The sequence below is a fragment of the Cognatiyoonia sp. IB215446 genome (genome assembly GCF_033963825.1).
Lineage (GTDB): Bacteria > Pseudomonadota > Alphaproteobacteria > Rhodobacterales > Rhodobacteraceae > Yoonia.
This window is the reverse complement of sequence record NZ_JAXBMD010000002.1, coordinates 326,540-339,203: the sequence shown is the minus strand read 5'-3', so window position 1 is coordinate 339,203 and position 12,664 is coordinate 326,540. Positions and strand designations below refer to the sequence as shown.

The 12,664-nt window shown below is 58.0% G+C and carries 21 protein-coding genes; 8 read left to right on the top strand and 13 right to left on the bottom strand.

Annotated elements, in window-relative coordinates; genetic code table 11:
* The first annotated feature begins 63 nt into the window (after window positions 1–63).
* Window positions 64–684, top strand: a complete 621-nt coding sequence (locus SLH49_RS09160; protein WP_320268863.1) for a hypothetical protein — start codon at window positions 64–66, stop codon at window positions 682–684.
* A 152-nt stretch (window positions 685–836) separates the two neighbouring features.
* Window positions 837–1,076: a CDGSH iron-sulfur domain-containing protein gene (locus SLH49_RS09155; RefSeq protein WP_320268862.1), complete on the top strand. Its 240-nt coding sequence runs from the start codon at window positions 837–839 to the stop codon at window positions 1,074–1,076.
* 58 nt (window positions 1,077–1,134) lie between these two features.
* Here SLH49_RS09155 and SLH49_RS09150 read toward each other — a convergent pair whose 3' ends face one another.
* Complete coding sequence (locus SLH49_RS09150) at window positions 1,135–1,368, bottom strand: hypothetical protein (RefSeq protein WP_320268861.1); 234 nt, start codon at window positions 1,366–1,368, stop codon at window positions 1,135–1,137.
* Between the two features lie 146 nt (window positions 1,369–1,514).
* Between SLH49_RS09150 and ppk2 the strand changes: the two genes are divergently transcribed.
* On the top strand, window positions 1,515–2,375 hold the full coding sequence (ppk2, locus tag SLH49_RS09145) for a polyphosphate kinase 2 (protein ID WP_320268860.1): 861 nt from the start codon (window positions 1,515–1,517) through the stop codon (window positions 2,373–2,375).
* A 127-nt stretch (window positions 2,376–2,502) separates the two neighbouring features.
* Window positions 2,503–3,000 carry a hypothetical protein gene (locus SLH49_RS09140; protein ID WP_320268859.1) on the top strand — a complete coding sequence of 166 codons (498 nt, stop codon included), beginning with the start codon at window positions 2,503–2,505 and terminating at the stop codon, window positions 2,998–3,000.
* Between the two features lie 69 nt (window positions 3,001–3,069).
* Here the strand turns inward: SLH49_RS09140 and SLH49_RS09135 are convergent, their stop codons facing one another.
* The 3 genes from SLH49_RS09135 to SLH49_RS09125 all read right to left on the bottom strand — a co-directional run bounded on the left by SLH49_RS09135 (window position 3,070) and on the right by SLH49_RS09125 (window position 4,362).
* Window positions 3,070–3,324: a DUF6455 family protein gene (locus SLH49_RS09135; RefSeq protein WP_320268858.1), complete on the bottom strand. Its 255-nt coding sequence runs from the start codon at window positions 3,322–3,324 to the stop codon at window positions 3,070–3,072.
* A gap of 72 nt (window positions 3,325–3,396) precedes the next feature.
* On the bottom strand, window positions 3,397–3,927 hold the full coding sequence (locus SLH49_RS09130) for a hypothetical protein (RefSeq protein WP_320268857.1): 531 nt from the start codon (window positions 3,925–3,927) through the stop codon (window positions 3,397–3,399).
* A 75-nt stretch (window positions 3,928–4,002) separates the two neighbouring features.
* A complete protein-coding gene (locus SLH49_RS09125) occupies window positions 4,003–4,362 on the bottom strand; it encodes a diacylglycerol kinase (RefSeq protein ID WP_320268856.1) in 360 nt (119 codons plus the stop codon).
* 132 nt (window positions 4,363–4,494) lie between these two features.
* Here SLH49_RS09125 and trhA point away from each other — a divergent pair, with 132 nt between their 5' ends.
* Both trhA and SLH49_RS09115 read left to right on the top strand, forming a co-directional pair.
* Entirely contained in the window at window positions 4,495–5,133 is a 639-nt protein-coding gene (gene trhA / locus SLH49_RS09120; protein WP_320268855.1) for a PAQR family membrane homeostasis protein TrhA, read from the top strand.
* 139 nt (window positions 5,134–5,272) lie between these two features.
* On the top strand, window positions 5,273–5,569 hold the full coding sequence (locus SLH49_RS09115) for a CBU_0592 family membrane protein (RefSeq protein ID WP_320268854.1): 297 nt from the start codon (window positions 5,273–5,275) through the stop codon (window positions 5,567–5,569).
* Between the two features lie 11 nt (window positions 5,570–5,580).
* On the opposite strand, the gene SLH49_RS09110 is transcribed toward SLH49_RS09115, so the two are convergent.
* Window positions 5,581–6,300, bottom strand: a complete 720-nt coding sequence (locus tag SLH49_RS09110; protein ID WP_320268853.1) for a M48 family metallopeptidase — start codon at window positions 6,298–6,300, stop codon at window positions 5,581–5,583.
* 103 nt (window positions 6,301–6,403) lie between these two features.
* On the opposite strand from SLH49_RS09110, the gene SLH49_RS09105 reads away from it, so the two are divergent.
* On the top strand, window positions 6,404–6,643 hold the full coding sequence (locus tag SLH49_RS09105; RefSeq protein WP_320237596.1) for a hypothetical protein: 240 nt from the start codon (window positions 6,404–6,406) through the stop codon (window positions 6,641–6,643).
* Here SLH49_RS09105 and SLH49_RS09100 read toward each other — a convergent pair.
* From SLH49_RS09100 to SLH49_RS09085, 4 genes are read right to left on the bottom strand one after another with little or no spacing between them, the layout of a single operon-like run.
* Window positions 6,640–7,155, bottom strand: coding sequence for a DinB family protein (locus SLH49_RS09100; RefSeq protein WP_320268852.1), 516 nt, complete (start codon window positions 7,153–7,155; stop codon window positions 6,640–6,642). The genes SLH49_RS09105 and SLH49_RS09100 overlap by 4 nt on opposite strands.
* A gap of 44 nt (window positions 7,156–7,199) precedes the next feature.
* A complete protein-coding gene (locus tag SLH49_RS09095; protein ID WP_320268851.1) occupies window positions 7,200–7,667 on the bottom strand; it encodes a hypothetical protein in 468 nt (155 codons plus the stop codon).
* Window positions 7,648–8,298, bottom strand: a complete 651-nt coding sequence (locus SLH49_RS09090) for a CDGSH iron-sulfur domain-containing protein (protein ID WP_320268850.1) — start codon at window positions 8,296–8,298, stop codon at window positions 7,648–7,650. The genes SLH49_RS09095 and SLH49_RS09090 overlap by 20 nt, the downstream gene beginning before the upstream one ends.
* A 14-nt stretch (window positions 8,299–8,312) precedes the next feature.
* Complete coding sequence (locus SLH49_RS09085; protein WP_320268849.1) at window positions 8,313–8,765, bottom strand: hypothetical protein; 453 nt, start codon at window positions 8,763–8,765, stop codon at window positions 8,313–8,315.
* 79 nt (window positions 8,766–8,844) lie between these two features.
* Between SLH49_RS09085 and SLH49_RS09080 the strand changes: the two genes are divergently transcribed.
* Window positions 8,845–9,282, top strand: a complete 438-nt coding sequence (locus SLH49_RS09080; protein ID WP_320268848.1) for a MarR family winged helix-turn-helix transcriptional regulator — start codon at window positions 8,845–8,847, stop codon at window positions 9,280–9,282.
* 13 nt (window positions 9,283–9,295) lie between these two features.
* Here SLH49_RS09080 and SLH49_RS09075 read toward each other — a convergent pair whose 3' ends face one another.
* From SLH49_RS09075 to SLH49_RS09060, 4 genes are all read right to left on the bottom strand, one after another.
* A complete protein-coding gene (locus SLH49_RS09075; protein WP_320268847.1) occupies window positions 9,296–9,760 on the bottom strand; it encodes a CAP domain-containing protein in 465 nt (154 codons plus the stop codon).
* A 67-nt stretch (window positions 9,761–9,827) separates the two neighbouring features.
* Window positions 9,828–11,165, bottom strand: coding sequence for an 8-oxoguanine deaminase (locus SLH49_RS09070; RefSeq protein ID WP_320268846.1), 1,338 nt, complete (start codon window positions 11,163–11,165; stop codon window positions 9,828–9,830).
* Window positions 11,158–11,961 (bottom strand): inositol monophosphatase family protein, encoded by an 804-nt coding sequence (locus tag SLH49_RS09065; RefSeq protein WP_320268845.1) that lies wholly within the window; start codon window positions 11,959–11,961, stop codon window positions 11,158–11,160. Before SLH49_RS09065 ends, SLH49_RS09070 begins: the two co-directional genes overlap by 8 nt.
* Window positions 11,962–12,038: 77 nt before the next feature.
* The gene (locus tag SLH49_RS09060; RefSeq protein WP_320268844.1) at window positions 12,039–12,410 is read right to left on the bottom strand and encodes a helix-turn-helix transcriptional regulator; all 372 of its coding nucleotides are present in this window, start codon (window positions 12,408–12,410) and stop codon (window positions 12,039–12,041) included.
* Window positions 12,411–12,664: the final 254 nt, after the last annotated feature.

Genomic DNA, 12,664 nt, shown 5'->3' with positions numbered 1-12,664 from the left:
CGCCGACTTCCAGACTATGTCACAAAGGACCCCGAAAAGCCTTGCGCGTATGCGCCATGGACAATGGCCTTTAAAGAGGTAGGTGTGTGGCCTTGGCTGATCACGGGGCTTGTCGAAAGACTCAGCAAACGCCAATGGTCCGCGCTTCAAGTCCAGAAAGTAGAATTTGCGGTTACCTACCTCGAAACGGACTTGATGCAGTTTCGGTCAGGCTATTTCAAAGGAAAGCTGATTAGAAGGCTGGGGCAGGTGGAGCTTTCGCCAGAGCACCGCGAACGGGTGGTGGGACTACTCAAACGCGCCGTACTGCAGGGTGCCGGTAGAGAAGAGTTTTTTGCTTATTGCAAGTTAGCGGCAAAGATAAGGCCTGAAGGTTTGCGTGCGTGGCTGAATAGTTACGCATTGGATGCCCAGATCAGCGTTCAGGATTGGGAAGGCCCAAGCATGCAGGCTTCGTGGAAAGAAGTAATGCAGAACGGTGTTTATCTGCTTCGCTATGGCTCCATTCATTGGTTTGCCCGGAAGCAGGAAACCGGGTCGCCTCTTTGGGTGACGGCTCAACGCATTCAAACCCCCGAACAACAGATAGCGCGCAATGCTTGGTATATGTTGATGCGACTAGAATTGAGTCTTTCAAGCGACTCCAGAATCGCCCTTCCGGTTCAAAGCACAGCCAAAGACTAAAGTGGTTCGCCGAAATCGCTGTGCATGATTTGTCCGATTTCCGTCTGTTTGAACTTGCAGCAGTTTACAGTATCGCAAACAAAACTGTTCTCAACCCTGCACCTAAACAAACTCCACACTACATTTGCCTAAAGCGTCAATTGAGAGCCAGCATGTCCGCACGGCATATTGCCCAAAAAGGGCCGATCCCCGTCGATGTTGAGGCCGGAAAATCCTATTTCTGGTGCTCTTGCGGGAAGTCCTCCAACCAGCCGTTTTGTGATGGCTCGCATCAGGGCTCGGACTTTGCACCTGTGAAATACGAGGCGGAGGAGACCAAGCGCGTTTTCTTTTGCGCCTGCAAGCAGTCGAGCGCGCCTGTCACCTGTGACGGGACCCACAACACGCTCTGAATGCAAAATGATCACGCGAAAGGCAGGATCGCAATGGAATTCGAAATGGTTTCGCCCCTTAAGACGTCACTTCTCGGGCTGCGCCGTAGTTGCACCCGCCGTGACCTGACAGGTCTTTGAGCGGAGAAGATGTGTCCGTCACCGCAACGCAAGTCTGCAGACCTGCATCCCATGTGGTGCCCACCGCGCATGTCTGGCTTTGGGCGATGGGTTCGGTCGGGGCAGGCAAGGTAGTGTTTTGGGCAAACGCCGCCATCGGCAGCATGACAAAGGCAAGTACAGTCAGACGCATGATGAACCTCCTGCTGGGTGCGTGGTGTAAGGGTAGCGTGCTGGCCTTAAAAATCAAAGAACCGCCATGTCGCACCCCCTTGACGCACATCAAGGCAGGCTGCGGGTACCTCTGCTATCCTTGTCGAAACTAAAAAGGAGAGGGACATGAAAGATACCGTGCTTGAGCGCAAGCCAAAGACCCGTCGTCGCCGCACGCCGCGGCTCCCCAAACTCGCCCGTCGGCCTTATGAGGCAGAAAAGGCCGAATTGCAGGCCGAGCTTCTGAAGGTGCAGCTTTGGGCGCAGGAAACGGGCCAGCGCTTTGTCCTTCTCTTCGAAGGCCGCGATGCGGCTGGCAAAGGCGGGACGATCAAGCGCTTTACCGAGCATCTGAACCCGCGTGCCGCACGTGTCGTCGCCCTCAACAAGCCGACCGATGCAGAACGCGGCCAGTGGTATTTCCAGCGCTATGTCGATCATCTGCCCACGTCCGGTGAGATCGTGCTTTACGACCGCTCCTGGTACAACCGCGCGGGTGTCGAGCGTGTCATGGGGTTCTGCGAACCTGAAGAATACCTCGAATTCATGCGCCAGACGCCCGAACTCGAACGAATGCTCACGCGGTCGGGCATCCGGCTTTACAAATACTGGTTCTCGGTCACGCAGGACGAACAGAAGCGCCGTTTTGAAAGCCGCGCAACCGATCCGTTGAAACAGTGGAAGCTCTCCCCCATAGACAAGGCCTCATTGGATAAGTGGGACGATTATACCGAGGCCAAAGAGGCGATGTTCTTTTACACGGACACCGCTGATGCGCCCTGGACGGTTGTGAAATCGAACGACAAGAAGCGCGCGCGGATCAATTGCATGCGCCATTTCCTCTCCACGCTCGATTATCCCGGCAAGGACCCCACGATAGCGCAGCCACCGCAACCCGAGATTGTGGCAAGCGCCAAAAGGGTAATTCACCACGCGGACCATATTCTGGGCACCGCGCTGCATCCAGATACACGGCATGTGAGATGAGCGCCGCGAGTTCTGGCCCATAATTCAGTTTTCGTCCCGACAAGAGGCTTGTATACGCAGCACGCTAGTCAGGTATTCCAGACTAGGCGGAAAAAGCACCACGTGCCACACAAATGCTGTGCAACTATTGCGCGAATATATTGGTTCTTTTTTTTGGAGATTTTTCATGCCTTTCGTTCAGGATTTTATCGTCATTCCAACTGGTACTGGCCAAGGCGGCTTCAGCCGATCAGCGCGTGTCGGAGATTCCTCTCCTGGTTTTCCTGAGGTGAACACCAACGTCACAATCAACGACATTCGAACGGATCAGTTTTCAGTACTACACTTCGAAGTACGCGGATTGACTGTCGCCAACGAAAATCCGCGCATTGAAGTGAACGGCAATTTTGTGGGCCGCATCTCGCGATATGCGATGGGCTCAAAAGGATCAGACGGTGAAAGCCGCTTTTGGATGCATCAGAGCCTTGTGATTGCGGGCAATCGCTTCCGCCGCGGCAACAATACGATCACGATCCGGCCTGCCGGTTGGGCCGATTCCAACAGCAATGACCGGTTCGATGACTTTGACATCCGTAATATGGTGCTGTTCTACAAAACAAATATCGGAGCAACACAACTCACCTGACGCAATATAAGTTGGAAGGTACAGGGGCGTTGCAGTATGCAGCGCCCCTGTCATCTGCCTGGGCAAGGTTCAGGCCGAGCGCAGCCGCGCAAATGTCTCTCGGTTCACGCAGTATTCCGGCGCCTCCTCCAAGGTCGGCATACGGCTGAGTTTCCGATCGCATTTCTCGACCTGCGTGCAGCCACGGCAGCCATCAATCATGTCAGCATAGAATTCCACATCGATCTCGCCCTCATCAAGCGCGGTCGACAGATCCACTTCGCAGGCTTTGGCCATTTTGATGACCCGCCAGAAATGGTCGCGTGGTTTTCCCAGGGTTTGCATGACACCTCTCCTCGTGAGCAGATAGGTGTCAGCTACCAAAGGGCGCGGATCGGGTCTTTGCGCTAGATCAAGTCAGTGGGCATAACCGATGCCGGTGGCAATCGCCTGCGCCAGCGCCAGCTCGGCCCAAGTACCGCGCCCGCCGCGCATGCGGATTTGCGTCAGTTGCACCTGCGCCAGCGCGACCTCGCCTGCCTCCACATGCCCCTGCCCCATATAGGAGCGGACAAGCAGGTTATCGGGATCAGCAGCAAGGGCCGCCCGGTAATAGGCCATGCCAACAGCAACGCGCCCCGCCTTGCGATGCGCGAAACCGTAATAGGTCAGGGCCAGCGGCGCATTGGGGTTTTCCAAACTGTCCAGCACATCGAGAGCAGCTACATATTGGCCCGCATAGGCCAGCTCGCGCACGTCATTCAGACGCGCATTGTCGTCATTTGTGCTGTCTTCGGGGGCGGTGCAGCTTTGCGTCGCGATGTCCCAGACCTGCCCATCGCTGCATGTCTCTGTGGTTTCCGAAGGTGCCGGCGGGTCATAATCATCACCCCCCACTGCCAAAGCAAAGGTCGGGGCCAGAACAAGGGCCATGGCAGCAAAGCGCATCACACTCTCCGTCTTGTCAGATTAGCGGAAAGCTAGCGCGCGATTGGCGTGAAGAAAGTCCTTATCCATGACCATTCACACGATCAGCCCGACAATTACGCAGACCCAGGCCACGCCCACTGCCGCAGCCGTGACCGCCACTGCGGCAGAGCCGCAATCCTTCGCCTGTTTCGCCGCCTCGCGCCGTTCAGTGCTGATATCATCGACGATGCGCTCTATCGCCGTGTTCATGCATTCGGCCGCCAACACAATGATCCCGCCCATCAGCAACAAGGCCCGCTCACCCGCGCTCAGCGGCAATACGAATGCAAGCACGGCAAAGACCGCATTCGCAACAAGCCACTGGGCCAATGACCCTTCGGTGCGCGCGACGTGGAGAAACCCCTCCCACGACCAGATGGCCCTTTGGCGCACGCGCATAATCTGTTGCCACATCACTGCTATCCTTTTGGGCTATCGTCACGATCAGCGCAGCTTGGGGGATCGCGGCACGCCTGCCAAGTGACCTAACGAAACAATTGACCAAAGGTCACACAGGCTTAGCCTTTCAAAAATATAGGAGCGTCCATGTACCCGGAATACGCAAGGTCTGAACGGATTGCCGACGGCACAGTGCATGCAATTGGCGTGATCGGGGCCATTGCGGGTGCCGTTGTTCTGATTGTGTGGAACGCAGGCATGGCAACGCCGGGGCAGATCACCGCGATTTCCGTTTACGGTGCGACGCTGATCGCCACCTTCGTGGCCTCGGCCCTTTATCATTTCAGCCCGTCAGAGGCTTGGCGCCCGACCTTTCGCCGCATCGATCACGCCGCGATCTACCTCAAAATCGCGGGCACATATACACCGCTTGTCATGATGATCGGCAGTTGGTTTGCCTATGCGATCCTTTGCATCGTCTGGGGCATGGCGGTCTTAGGCATGGCGCTCAAATTATTTTTCTGGCGTACACCCGGACGCCGCGATCCGCTGCTATATCTGGTGATGGGCTGGTTCAGCCTCGCGCTGATCTGGTCGCTCTGGCCCGTTGTGCCAGGCGCTGCCATGGTGCTGATCGGTCTCGGCGGGCTTTTGTACACGCTTGGGGTCATCCCATACTCTTTGGAACGACTGAAATACGCGATGGCGATCTGGCACGGCTTTGTGCTCGCCGCCTCTGCCTGTTTCTTTGCGGCGATCTTTCTGGGGATGTCCGCAATTCTGTAGAGGTCAGGAAAGCCTGACCTGACAGACCGCACATCCTGACCTAACGTCACCATCATTATTTGGAAGAAGCCATTTCATTCAGGCAAAAAGTATGTCGCGGCGATTTTCGCGGCGGGTGAGTAAGCGTTTGGATAGTTTATTGAGCATAGGGCAACAGGGGGTCGCTGACGCTATTGGCGTTGCAGGGTTTGGACTATACGTCCTTAACTACACCCTGCTGACCTTCCGGCGCATTCGGACCGAGCATGTGGCCTATTTTGTCATAAATGCCACCGCAGCTGGCATGGTGCTAGTCGGTTTATCGGCATCGTTCAACCTCGCCTCGGCACTGATCCAGATATTCTGGCTGATTATTTCACTGACCGCGATTGTCATCCGACTGCGCGCGCAAACGCCGCCCGGTGGCCTTCAAACCTCCGGCGACGCGCCACACTAGGTGGCGCCGCGCTAAAGCCCCGCAGCCGTCCGCTGGACAGTGCGTAGGCGTTCGGCATTCGGCGGATGGGTGCCAAGGAACTGGTTGCCCGGATCAGGAATGCGGAAAAAGAACTGCGCACCCCGCAACGGGTCATACCCCGCCTCAGCGGTGATCCTGGTGCCCAACGCATCAGCTTCCAGCTCAAAGTTCTTTGAATAACTGCGCGCGCCAACCGTGGCCCCAACCCGCTGCAACGTATCGGTCCCACTTGCATCGACGCCAATGGCAGACGCCGCAATCCCACCCAGCAAAACGCCCAGTGTCGCATTGCTCTGCGAGCGCGGGATATGGCCCGCAATATGATGCGCTGCCTCATGGGCAAAGACAAACGCAACCTCATCCTGATTGCGCGCCTCGGCGATCAGCGGCACGTTAAAGCCGATGATCGGGCGGCCATCTTCATCAAGCGTCTGGAATGCATTCGGACCCGGCGCAGGGCGCTCATCCACGACGATCTTGAAGTCGCAATTCAGATTGGGCGCCTCTCGGCGACAATACCGTTCGGCCACGGGTTCCATCCGCCGCACCACAGCATTGAAATTGTTCATCGCCTGCCGGCTTGAAAGCCTCGGGCCCGCGGGCACCTGCTCAAGCGGGGCGATCTCGGGCCCGGTATCCACCGGGACAGGCGCATCACATGCCGCCAAAAGGGCCAGCGCCAATGCACAAGTCACAGACACAATCCGCATTCAAAACTCCATGACGTCCAAATTGCCGATGTACCATATCATCTGGCCAAGATCGGGCCAGCCCCTGATTGCACCTGTGGCGGGGCGTCGCTAGGCTACTGGTATGTTTACCATTGAACACGACTATGATGCGACAGTGATCACCCTTGTTGATGAGGGCAAAGCCCCTTTGAAAGAAGACGTGATCATCAACGGGTTCGACGATTGCATCACCCTGACGCAATACGATCCGCGCATCGACGATGTGGTGCGGATCACGCTGTCCTTCAGCCAGGTGCGCGATCTGGAGGCGGCGCTGGACCTGCCGGAAGGCATTTATCAGCTGCGCAAGAAAGAGCCCTAGACGGTATCCAGTAGCAGCAGCATTTGCAGGTCGGTCGGTTCCGGCGTGGCCCCCGCTGCTGTCAGCATGGCATGGATCTGGCCGCGATGATGGGTCTGATGATTGAACATATGGGCTAGGTTGAAGCCGAGATTGGTCTCAACCTCATCATCGCCACGTCGCCAGGACACGGCGCGCTCAAGGTCGGTCTGGGTCAGTGCATCTGTGAATGACAGGATGTCCTCATCCAGCGCCGCGCGTTCGGCAATGAATTGCGGCCAGTCATGCGGTGCGTCGGTATAGGGATGGCGCGCATTGATCTGCGCCTCGATTTCACGATCACCACGCAGGCGCGCCAGCCAGATGCGATCATCCCAAAGCACGTGGTTGAGTGTTTCCGCAATCGAGCCAAAGAAGGCACCGCGATCCTGCCAGCGCGCCGCGTCCGACAATCCGTCAGCCGCCGCAACCAGCGAACGGTTTTGCCAGTGATTGTAGCGCGCCATCATACGGGCGAATTCCAAGGTGATCATCGCAGGCTCCGGTTATTCTGGGTCAACGTCTACGCCCAGCGCGGCTAATGCGCCACAAACTTGAGCAAGCTGACCAATCCCGCGATGCCGCCGGTCACGGCGACCCCTACAGCCATGCCAAACATGGTGCCACTGACGCTCCATCCAATCCGCGCGCCGAAATAGGCCAGCAGCCCAAAAACCAGGATCTGCGCCAGAAGGAGCGCCATATCACCGCTGATCACGCCTGCCGCCGCCAGCACAAAGGCCAACGTCGGCCCATTCGCGGCGATCAGCACCGTTTGCGCGTGCTGCCAAACCTCTCCGATGTCCGACCAGTTGGCAGACTGGCCCGATTGCAGAACCCGCTCACAGATTTCCGCAAAAGCCTTGGCGAGGGCGACTGCAAATACCGCGAGAAACAGCATGATCGCCTGCCGTCCCGGATGTTCGATGGGCGGATGCACCGCCAGAACGGTTATGGAACCATAGACAACGCCAAACGCAGCCTGATCAATCTGCCGGGTTGTCATCCGACCATTTTTCGTCGTGATGGGTTCCGTCGCAAAACGGTTTGTTCTTTGACAACCCACACCGGCAAAGCGTGTATTTCGCGCGGCTGGCGCCTGCACCGTTGAACTCCGCCTCGAGCGGGATGTTCCGGATGCGGTAAGGACCGTCTTTCTCAATCTCAATCGCGACGTCGCCAGTGGTCATGTGCTGCTCCGGCACCTGGCCCACAGCGACGCGCAGTGCGCCTGACGGGCAGGCCGCGATAACGTCGAGTATCTCGGTCAGTTTGCCATTTCCCGGTTGGATCCACGGTTTGGCGCTGGGGCCGAAGACCGCATTGGCGCGCGCCTGGCATTCTGCCGCATGGGTGCAAAGAACCGGCGTGTAGCTGATGGTGACCTCGGTCCCATCAACATCGCCGGAATACGCAATCGGCGTGTTTCGCAAAGCACTGCGGTCAGAGGTGCTGGAAAACGCGATCTTGGTATGAGTGCCATCGCAGAACGGTTTGTTTGACGAGGCACCGCACCGACACAAGGCAATGCGGGGCTTGCTCTCGGCTTCTTGCGTGAACGCCCCAGTGAGCGCTGGTGGGTTTTCAACGATAAGCGGCCCGTTTTCAGCGAGCGTTACTTTTGAGATATCTGTCATTGCTGCCTCCCCGATCAGGTTGAAGGTTTCGTCGCGTTTCTGTTCGTCAACCATACCCAAAAGCTCAGCAGAATCGCAGTGCCAGAGACAAAGGTCATGACCGTTCCGGGAAAGAAGTTCACATATCCGGGCAGATCAACGAACAGAAGATATCCAACATCGGCCAACCCACCGACCATGCCTGTCACCCAGATCGCTGTCATGTTCCGCCGCCAGATCAGGACACCGCCAATGATCGTGGCGATGCCGAACCATCCCAAATTCCAGCCATGCTGGTTCAGGATGCCGCCCACGGCGGGATGATAATCGGCCGTCAGCGCGTCTGCGTCTACCGCATCGGCAATGGCCGAGAACCCACCCGAGGCATCGCTCATCAACACGATCACACCCGCAAGAAGGTGGACGAGCCCCCAGATGACCCACAATATCGCGGCGATCTTGAGGGCGGTGGCTTGGGCATTTCCCATGTCGCATCTCCTCTGGAATGTTTGCAGCCAAACGCGGCGTCCGCTACGTTCCCGCTCTCTGATAAGACAATAAGTGGACATGGTCAACAAATTGAGCGAAATGCAGGATACCGAACTCGCACTTGTCATCGACCGCTTCATGCGGCGGATCCATTTCGGCCTGCAAAGACGTGCGCCCGATTTTGATCGCAAGGCCGTGGGGCCAGGCGGTGGCATTGTTCTGATGACGCTGGCGGACATGGGATGCACCAGCATGCATGCGTTGACCGATCGCGTTGCACGGGACAAATCGCAAATGACCCGGACGATCCGGTCGCTAGAGACCAAGGGCCTTGTCAAACGCGAAAACTCGCAGGCAGACGGGCGCGTCAGCCTGGTATCGCTGACAGCCGAGGGCCAAATGGTCGTGAACGAGTTGACGGAAACGGTTGCCGAGGTCGTCAATGAAATCCTTGAGCCGATTTCAACGGACGAAAAGCAAACGCTCAGAAAACTCTTTAGCCAGATCGATTGCTAGGCGCGCATGCGGTCTAGCAGTCGCTAGAGAAAAGCAGCACCCAGGTATTTCCACTGCGCCCGAGCCCGTATTCGGTGTAGCGTGCGCCCAACATGTTCCGGCGATGCCCGGTCGAGTTCTGCCATGCTGCAAAAACGGCCGCCTCCGACGTTTGTCCCTGCGCAATGTTCTCGGCACTTGCGCCGGGCTGGCATCCGCTTGCCGCCATCCGCTCGGTCATCGTATTACCATGCGGCCCGCCCGGCGATTGGTGCGAGAAATATCCTCGCGCCTGCATATCCTCTGCATGGCGCCGCGCAGCCTGCTGCAACTTCGGATCGGGCACAACGGCCCCCCTGCCCTGCGCCGCGCGGAACGCGTTCAAATCCGTTGCAAAATTTCCAGTGGGCCCCATCGCATCAGACATCTGCGTCGTCGCAGGCGCTGTCTCACAGGCGGCCAGCGCGCAAAAGGTCAGTGCGACAATTGATCTTTTCATGCGCGGCTCCATTCATCATTTCAGGCAGCTTACGCGACAATGGCCGAAGAGAAAGGTTGCGCGCCCCTCAATGGGCAAGACCTTGCGCAAGCATGCTCTGCCGGGCGATCACCTTTGGCAGATCAAGCGTCTGTAATCGGCCATCGCGCACGATCTGCCGCCCTTCGACAAACAGGTCGCGCACCTTCTGCGGACCTGCCAAGAGAAGTGCCGCAGGATCCCAGGACCCCGCGTTTTCAATGGTTTGCGCATCCCAAATAGCAATGTCCGCGCGTTTGCCTACCACAATCTGTCCGCAATCGTCACGGCCCAGAACAGCCGCACCACCCCGCGTCGCAATCTCCAGCGCTTCGCGCGCCGACATCGCATCAGCCCCCAGCGCCACACGCTGCAACAACATCGCCTGACGCGCCTCGGCTGCGAGATTACCGTTATCGTTGCTGGCCGATCCATCCACGCCCAAGCCCACCGATACACCGGCATCGCGCATGGCGCGCAAAGGCGCGATGCCTGACCCCAGCCTGCAATTCGAACAGGGGCAATGGGCCACCCCAGTCTGACCGCGTGCAAAAAGGTCAATCTCCTGCGCGTCCAGCTTCACGCAATGGGCATGCCAGACGTCATCCCCGATCCAGCCGAGCTCCTCCGCATATTGGCCCGGCCTGCAGCCGAATTTCTCCAGCGAATAGGCCACATCTTCATCATTCTCGGCCAGATGTGTGTGCAGCATGACGCCCTTGTCGCGCGCCAGGATCGCCGCATCGCGCATCAGGTCAGGGCTGACCGAAAACGGGCTGCAGGGGGCCACGCCCACGCGGATCATCGCGCCCAGCGATGCATCATGATGGGCGTCAATGACGCGAATGCAATCCTCCAGAATGGCCGCCTCTTTCTCGACCAGCGTGTCAGGCGGCAAGCCACCATCACTTTCGCCGATGCTCATCGCACCGCGCGTGGCGTGAAAGCGCAGGCCGACCTCCTGCGCGGCAGCGATGGTGTCGTCCAGCCTTGCGCCGTTAGGATAAAGATAAAGGTGGTCCGATGTCAGCGTGCAGCCCGACAGCGCCAGTTCCGCGAGGCCAATTTGCGCCGAGACAAACATCTCTTCGGGGCCAAAGCGCGCCCAGATCGGATAAAGCCGCTGCAGCCACCCGAACAGCAGCGCGTCCTGCGCGCCGGGCACCGCGCGGGTCAGGGTCTGGTAAAGGTGATGATGCGTGTTGACGAGGCCGGGCGTCACGATGGCCCCGCTTGCCTCCACGATCTCTGCATCGGGCGCGATGATGTCCGGACCGATTTCCGCGATGATCCCGTCTTTCAGGAGAATATGTGTGTCCTGCAATTCCAGCCGCGCATCGTCCATCGTCAGGACATGGTGCGCATTGCGGATCAGGATGTCAGGCACGCAAAGTCTCTTGCAGGATCGCCATTGCGGCGGCGTGCAATTCCGGCGTTGCCGCAGCAAGCGCACGCCCGCCATCATGAACCGGGCCACCCTCCCAGTCGGTGACAATCCCACCCGCGGCGTGGATCACAGCGATCGGGGCCTGAATATCATAAGCATTCAGCCCGGCCTCAATCACAAGATCGACCTGACCCGCCGCCAAAAGCGCGTAGCCATAGCAATCCATGCCATACCGCGTCAGTTTCGCGCGGCCCGCAACGGTGTGAAAGGCGCGCCCCTCGTCCGCTGTGCCAACCTCAGGAAAGGTTGTCAGCACCGTCGCCTCTGCCAGCGGGCGGCTTCGCCGCGTAGCAAGCGGGCGTGTTCCAAGCGGCCCGGCGCATTCGGCCACGCCAAAGCCGCCGGCAAACCGCTCACCGATATAAGGTTGATCAATCAATCCGAATAAAGGCCCGTTCGCGTCAGCGACAGAGATCAGCACACCCCATGTGGGTGTGCCGCTGATATAGCCGCGTGTGCCATCAATCGGGTCAAGCACCCATGTCAGACCACTTGTGCCCGATACGGCTCCGAACTCTTCGCCCAGGATCGCATCATCTGGCCGCTCCTGCGCCAACACTGCGCGCATCGCCTCTTCCGCAGCGCGATCTGCAACCGTGACCGGATCATATTCTCCGCCGCCTTTGTCATCAGGGGCGAGTGATGCACTCCGAAAATGCTGCAAGGTCTGGGGCCGCGCCGCATCGGCCAACATATGGGCGACACGGATCAGATCAGCCTTCAGGACGTCATCCATCACCATTGCTTGCAACCCTTTCTGCGCCACCGCACCCATTCGCGGTAAGCGGCACAGACAAAAGGGTCAAGCCCGGATCAGGCAGCCTCGCTCAAAACGCGGGCCAGATCGAACAGACGACGACGTTGATTTTCGGGGATTGCATAATAGGACCGCAACAGCTCAAGCGCCTCTTTATCCGTCAGGATATCACCGGGCATGTCACCGTCGCTTTGATCCGCTGGGGGCTGCGTATCAAGACCTTCGAAAAAGAACGACACAGGCACGTTCAGAACCTTGGCGATATCCCACAGACGGGAGGCACTCACCCGGTTCATGCCGGTTTCGTATTTCTGGATTTGCTGGAACTTGATCCCCACATTTTCAGCCAACTGCTGCTGCGTGGTTCCGCTCATCCAACGGCGATGGCGAATACGCTTGCCTACATGAACGTCGACTGGATGTTTCATATTACTCTTTCCTTAGTTTGGAAGCTTACGGCAAGTGTGACGCCGGTACTGGTTGCAAACTGCTTACGCGATACACGTGCGTCATTTCTTGCCACACATCGCGTGCATGGCACTATTCCAACTTAACACGCAACGGTTGCAGCCACTGACCTGAACTAAAGGATAGGTTCGCAGTGCAACTTTTTGCGGGACGCCTAAAATGCAGCCCTTTCGCCGTCACTAACGATATGATGATAAAGGTTAACAAATTCATA

Bases quoted from the DNA above. Each gene is read 5' to 3' on its own strand.
- SLH49_RS09160 (WP_320268863.1), top strand. From the start codon at position 64: ATGGCCTTTAAAGAGGTAGGTGTGTGGCCTTGGCTGATCACGGGGCTT.
- SLH49_RS09155 (WP_320268862.1), top strand. From the start codon at position 837: ATGTCCGCACGGCATATTGCCCAAAAAGGGCCGATCCCCGTCGATGTT.
- SLH49_RS09150 (WP_320268861.1), bottom strand. From the start codon at position 1,368: ATGCGTCTGACTGTACTTGCCTTTGTCATGCTGCCGATGGCGGCGTTT.
- ppk2 (WP_320268860.1), top strand. From the start codon at position 1,515: ATGAAAGATACCGTGCTTGAGCGCAAGCCAAAGACCCGTCGTCGCCGC.
- SLH49_RS09135 (WP_320268858.1), bottom strand. From the start codon at position 3,324: ATGCAAACCCTGGGAAAACCACGCGACCATTTCTGGCGGGTCATCAAA.
- SLH49_RS09130 (WP_320268857.1), bottom strand. From the start codon at position 3,927: ATGCGCTTTGCTGCCATGGCCCTTGTTCTGGCCCCGACCTTTGCTTTG.
- SLH49_RS09125 (WP_320268856.1), bottom strand. From the start codon at position 4,362: ATGTGGCAACAGATTATGCGCGTGCGCCAAAGGGCCATCTGGTCGTGG.
- trhA (WP_320268855.1), top strand. From the start codon at position 4,495: ATGTACCCGGAATACGCAAGGTCTGAACGGATTGCCGACGGCACAGTG.
- SLH49_RS09110 (WP_320268853.1), bottom strand. From the start codon at position 6,300: ATGCGGATTGTGTCTGTGACTTGTGCATTGGCGCTGGCCCTTTTGGCG.
- SLH49_RS09105 (WP_320237596.1), top strand. From the start codon at position 6,404: ATGTTTACCATTGAACACGACTATGATGCGACAGTGATCACCCTTGTT.
- SLH49_RS09100 (WP_320268852.1), bottom strand. From the start codon at position 7,155: ATGATCACCTTGGAATTCGCCCGTATGATGGCGCGCTACAATCACTGG.
- SLH49_RS09095 (WP_320268851.1), bottom strand. From the start codon at position 7,667: ATGACAACCCGGCAGATTGATCAGGCTGCGTTTGGCGTTGTCTATGGT.
- SLH49_RS09090 (WP_320268850.1), bottom strand. From the start codon at position 8,298: ATGACAGATATCTCAAAAGTAACGCTCGCTGAAAACGGGCCGCTTATC.
- SLH49_RS09085 (WP_320268849.1), bottom strand. From the start codon at position 8,765: ATGGGAAATGCCCAAGCCACCGCCCTCAAGATCGCCGCGATATTGTGG.
- SLH49_RS09080 (WP_320268848.1), top strand. From the start codon at position 8,845: ATGGTCAACAAATTGAGCGAAATGCAGGATACCGAACTCGCACTTGTC.
- SLH49_RS09075 (WP_320268847.1), bottom strand. From the start codon at position 9,760: ATGAAAAGATCAATTGTCGCACTGACCTTTTGCGCGCTGGCCGCCTGT.
- SLH49_RS09065 (WP_320268845.1), bottom strand. From the start codon at position 11,961: ATGGATGACGTCCTGAAGGCTGATCTGATCCGTGTCGCCCATATGTTG.
- SLH49_RS09060 (WP_320268844.1), bottom strand. From the start codon at position 12,410: ATGAAACATCCAGTCGACGTTCATGTAGGCAAGCGTATTCGCCATCGC.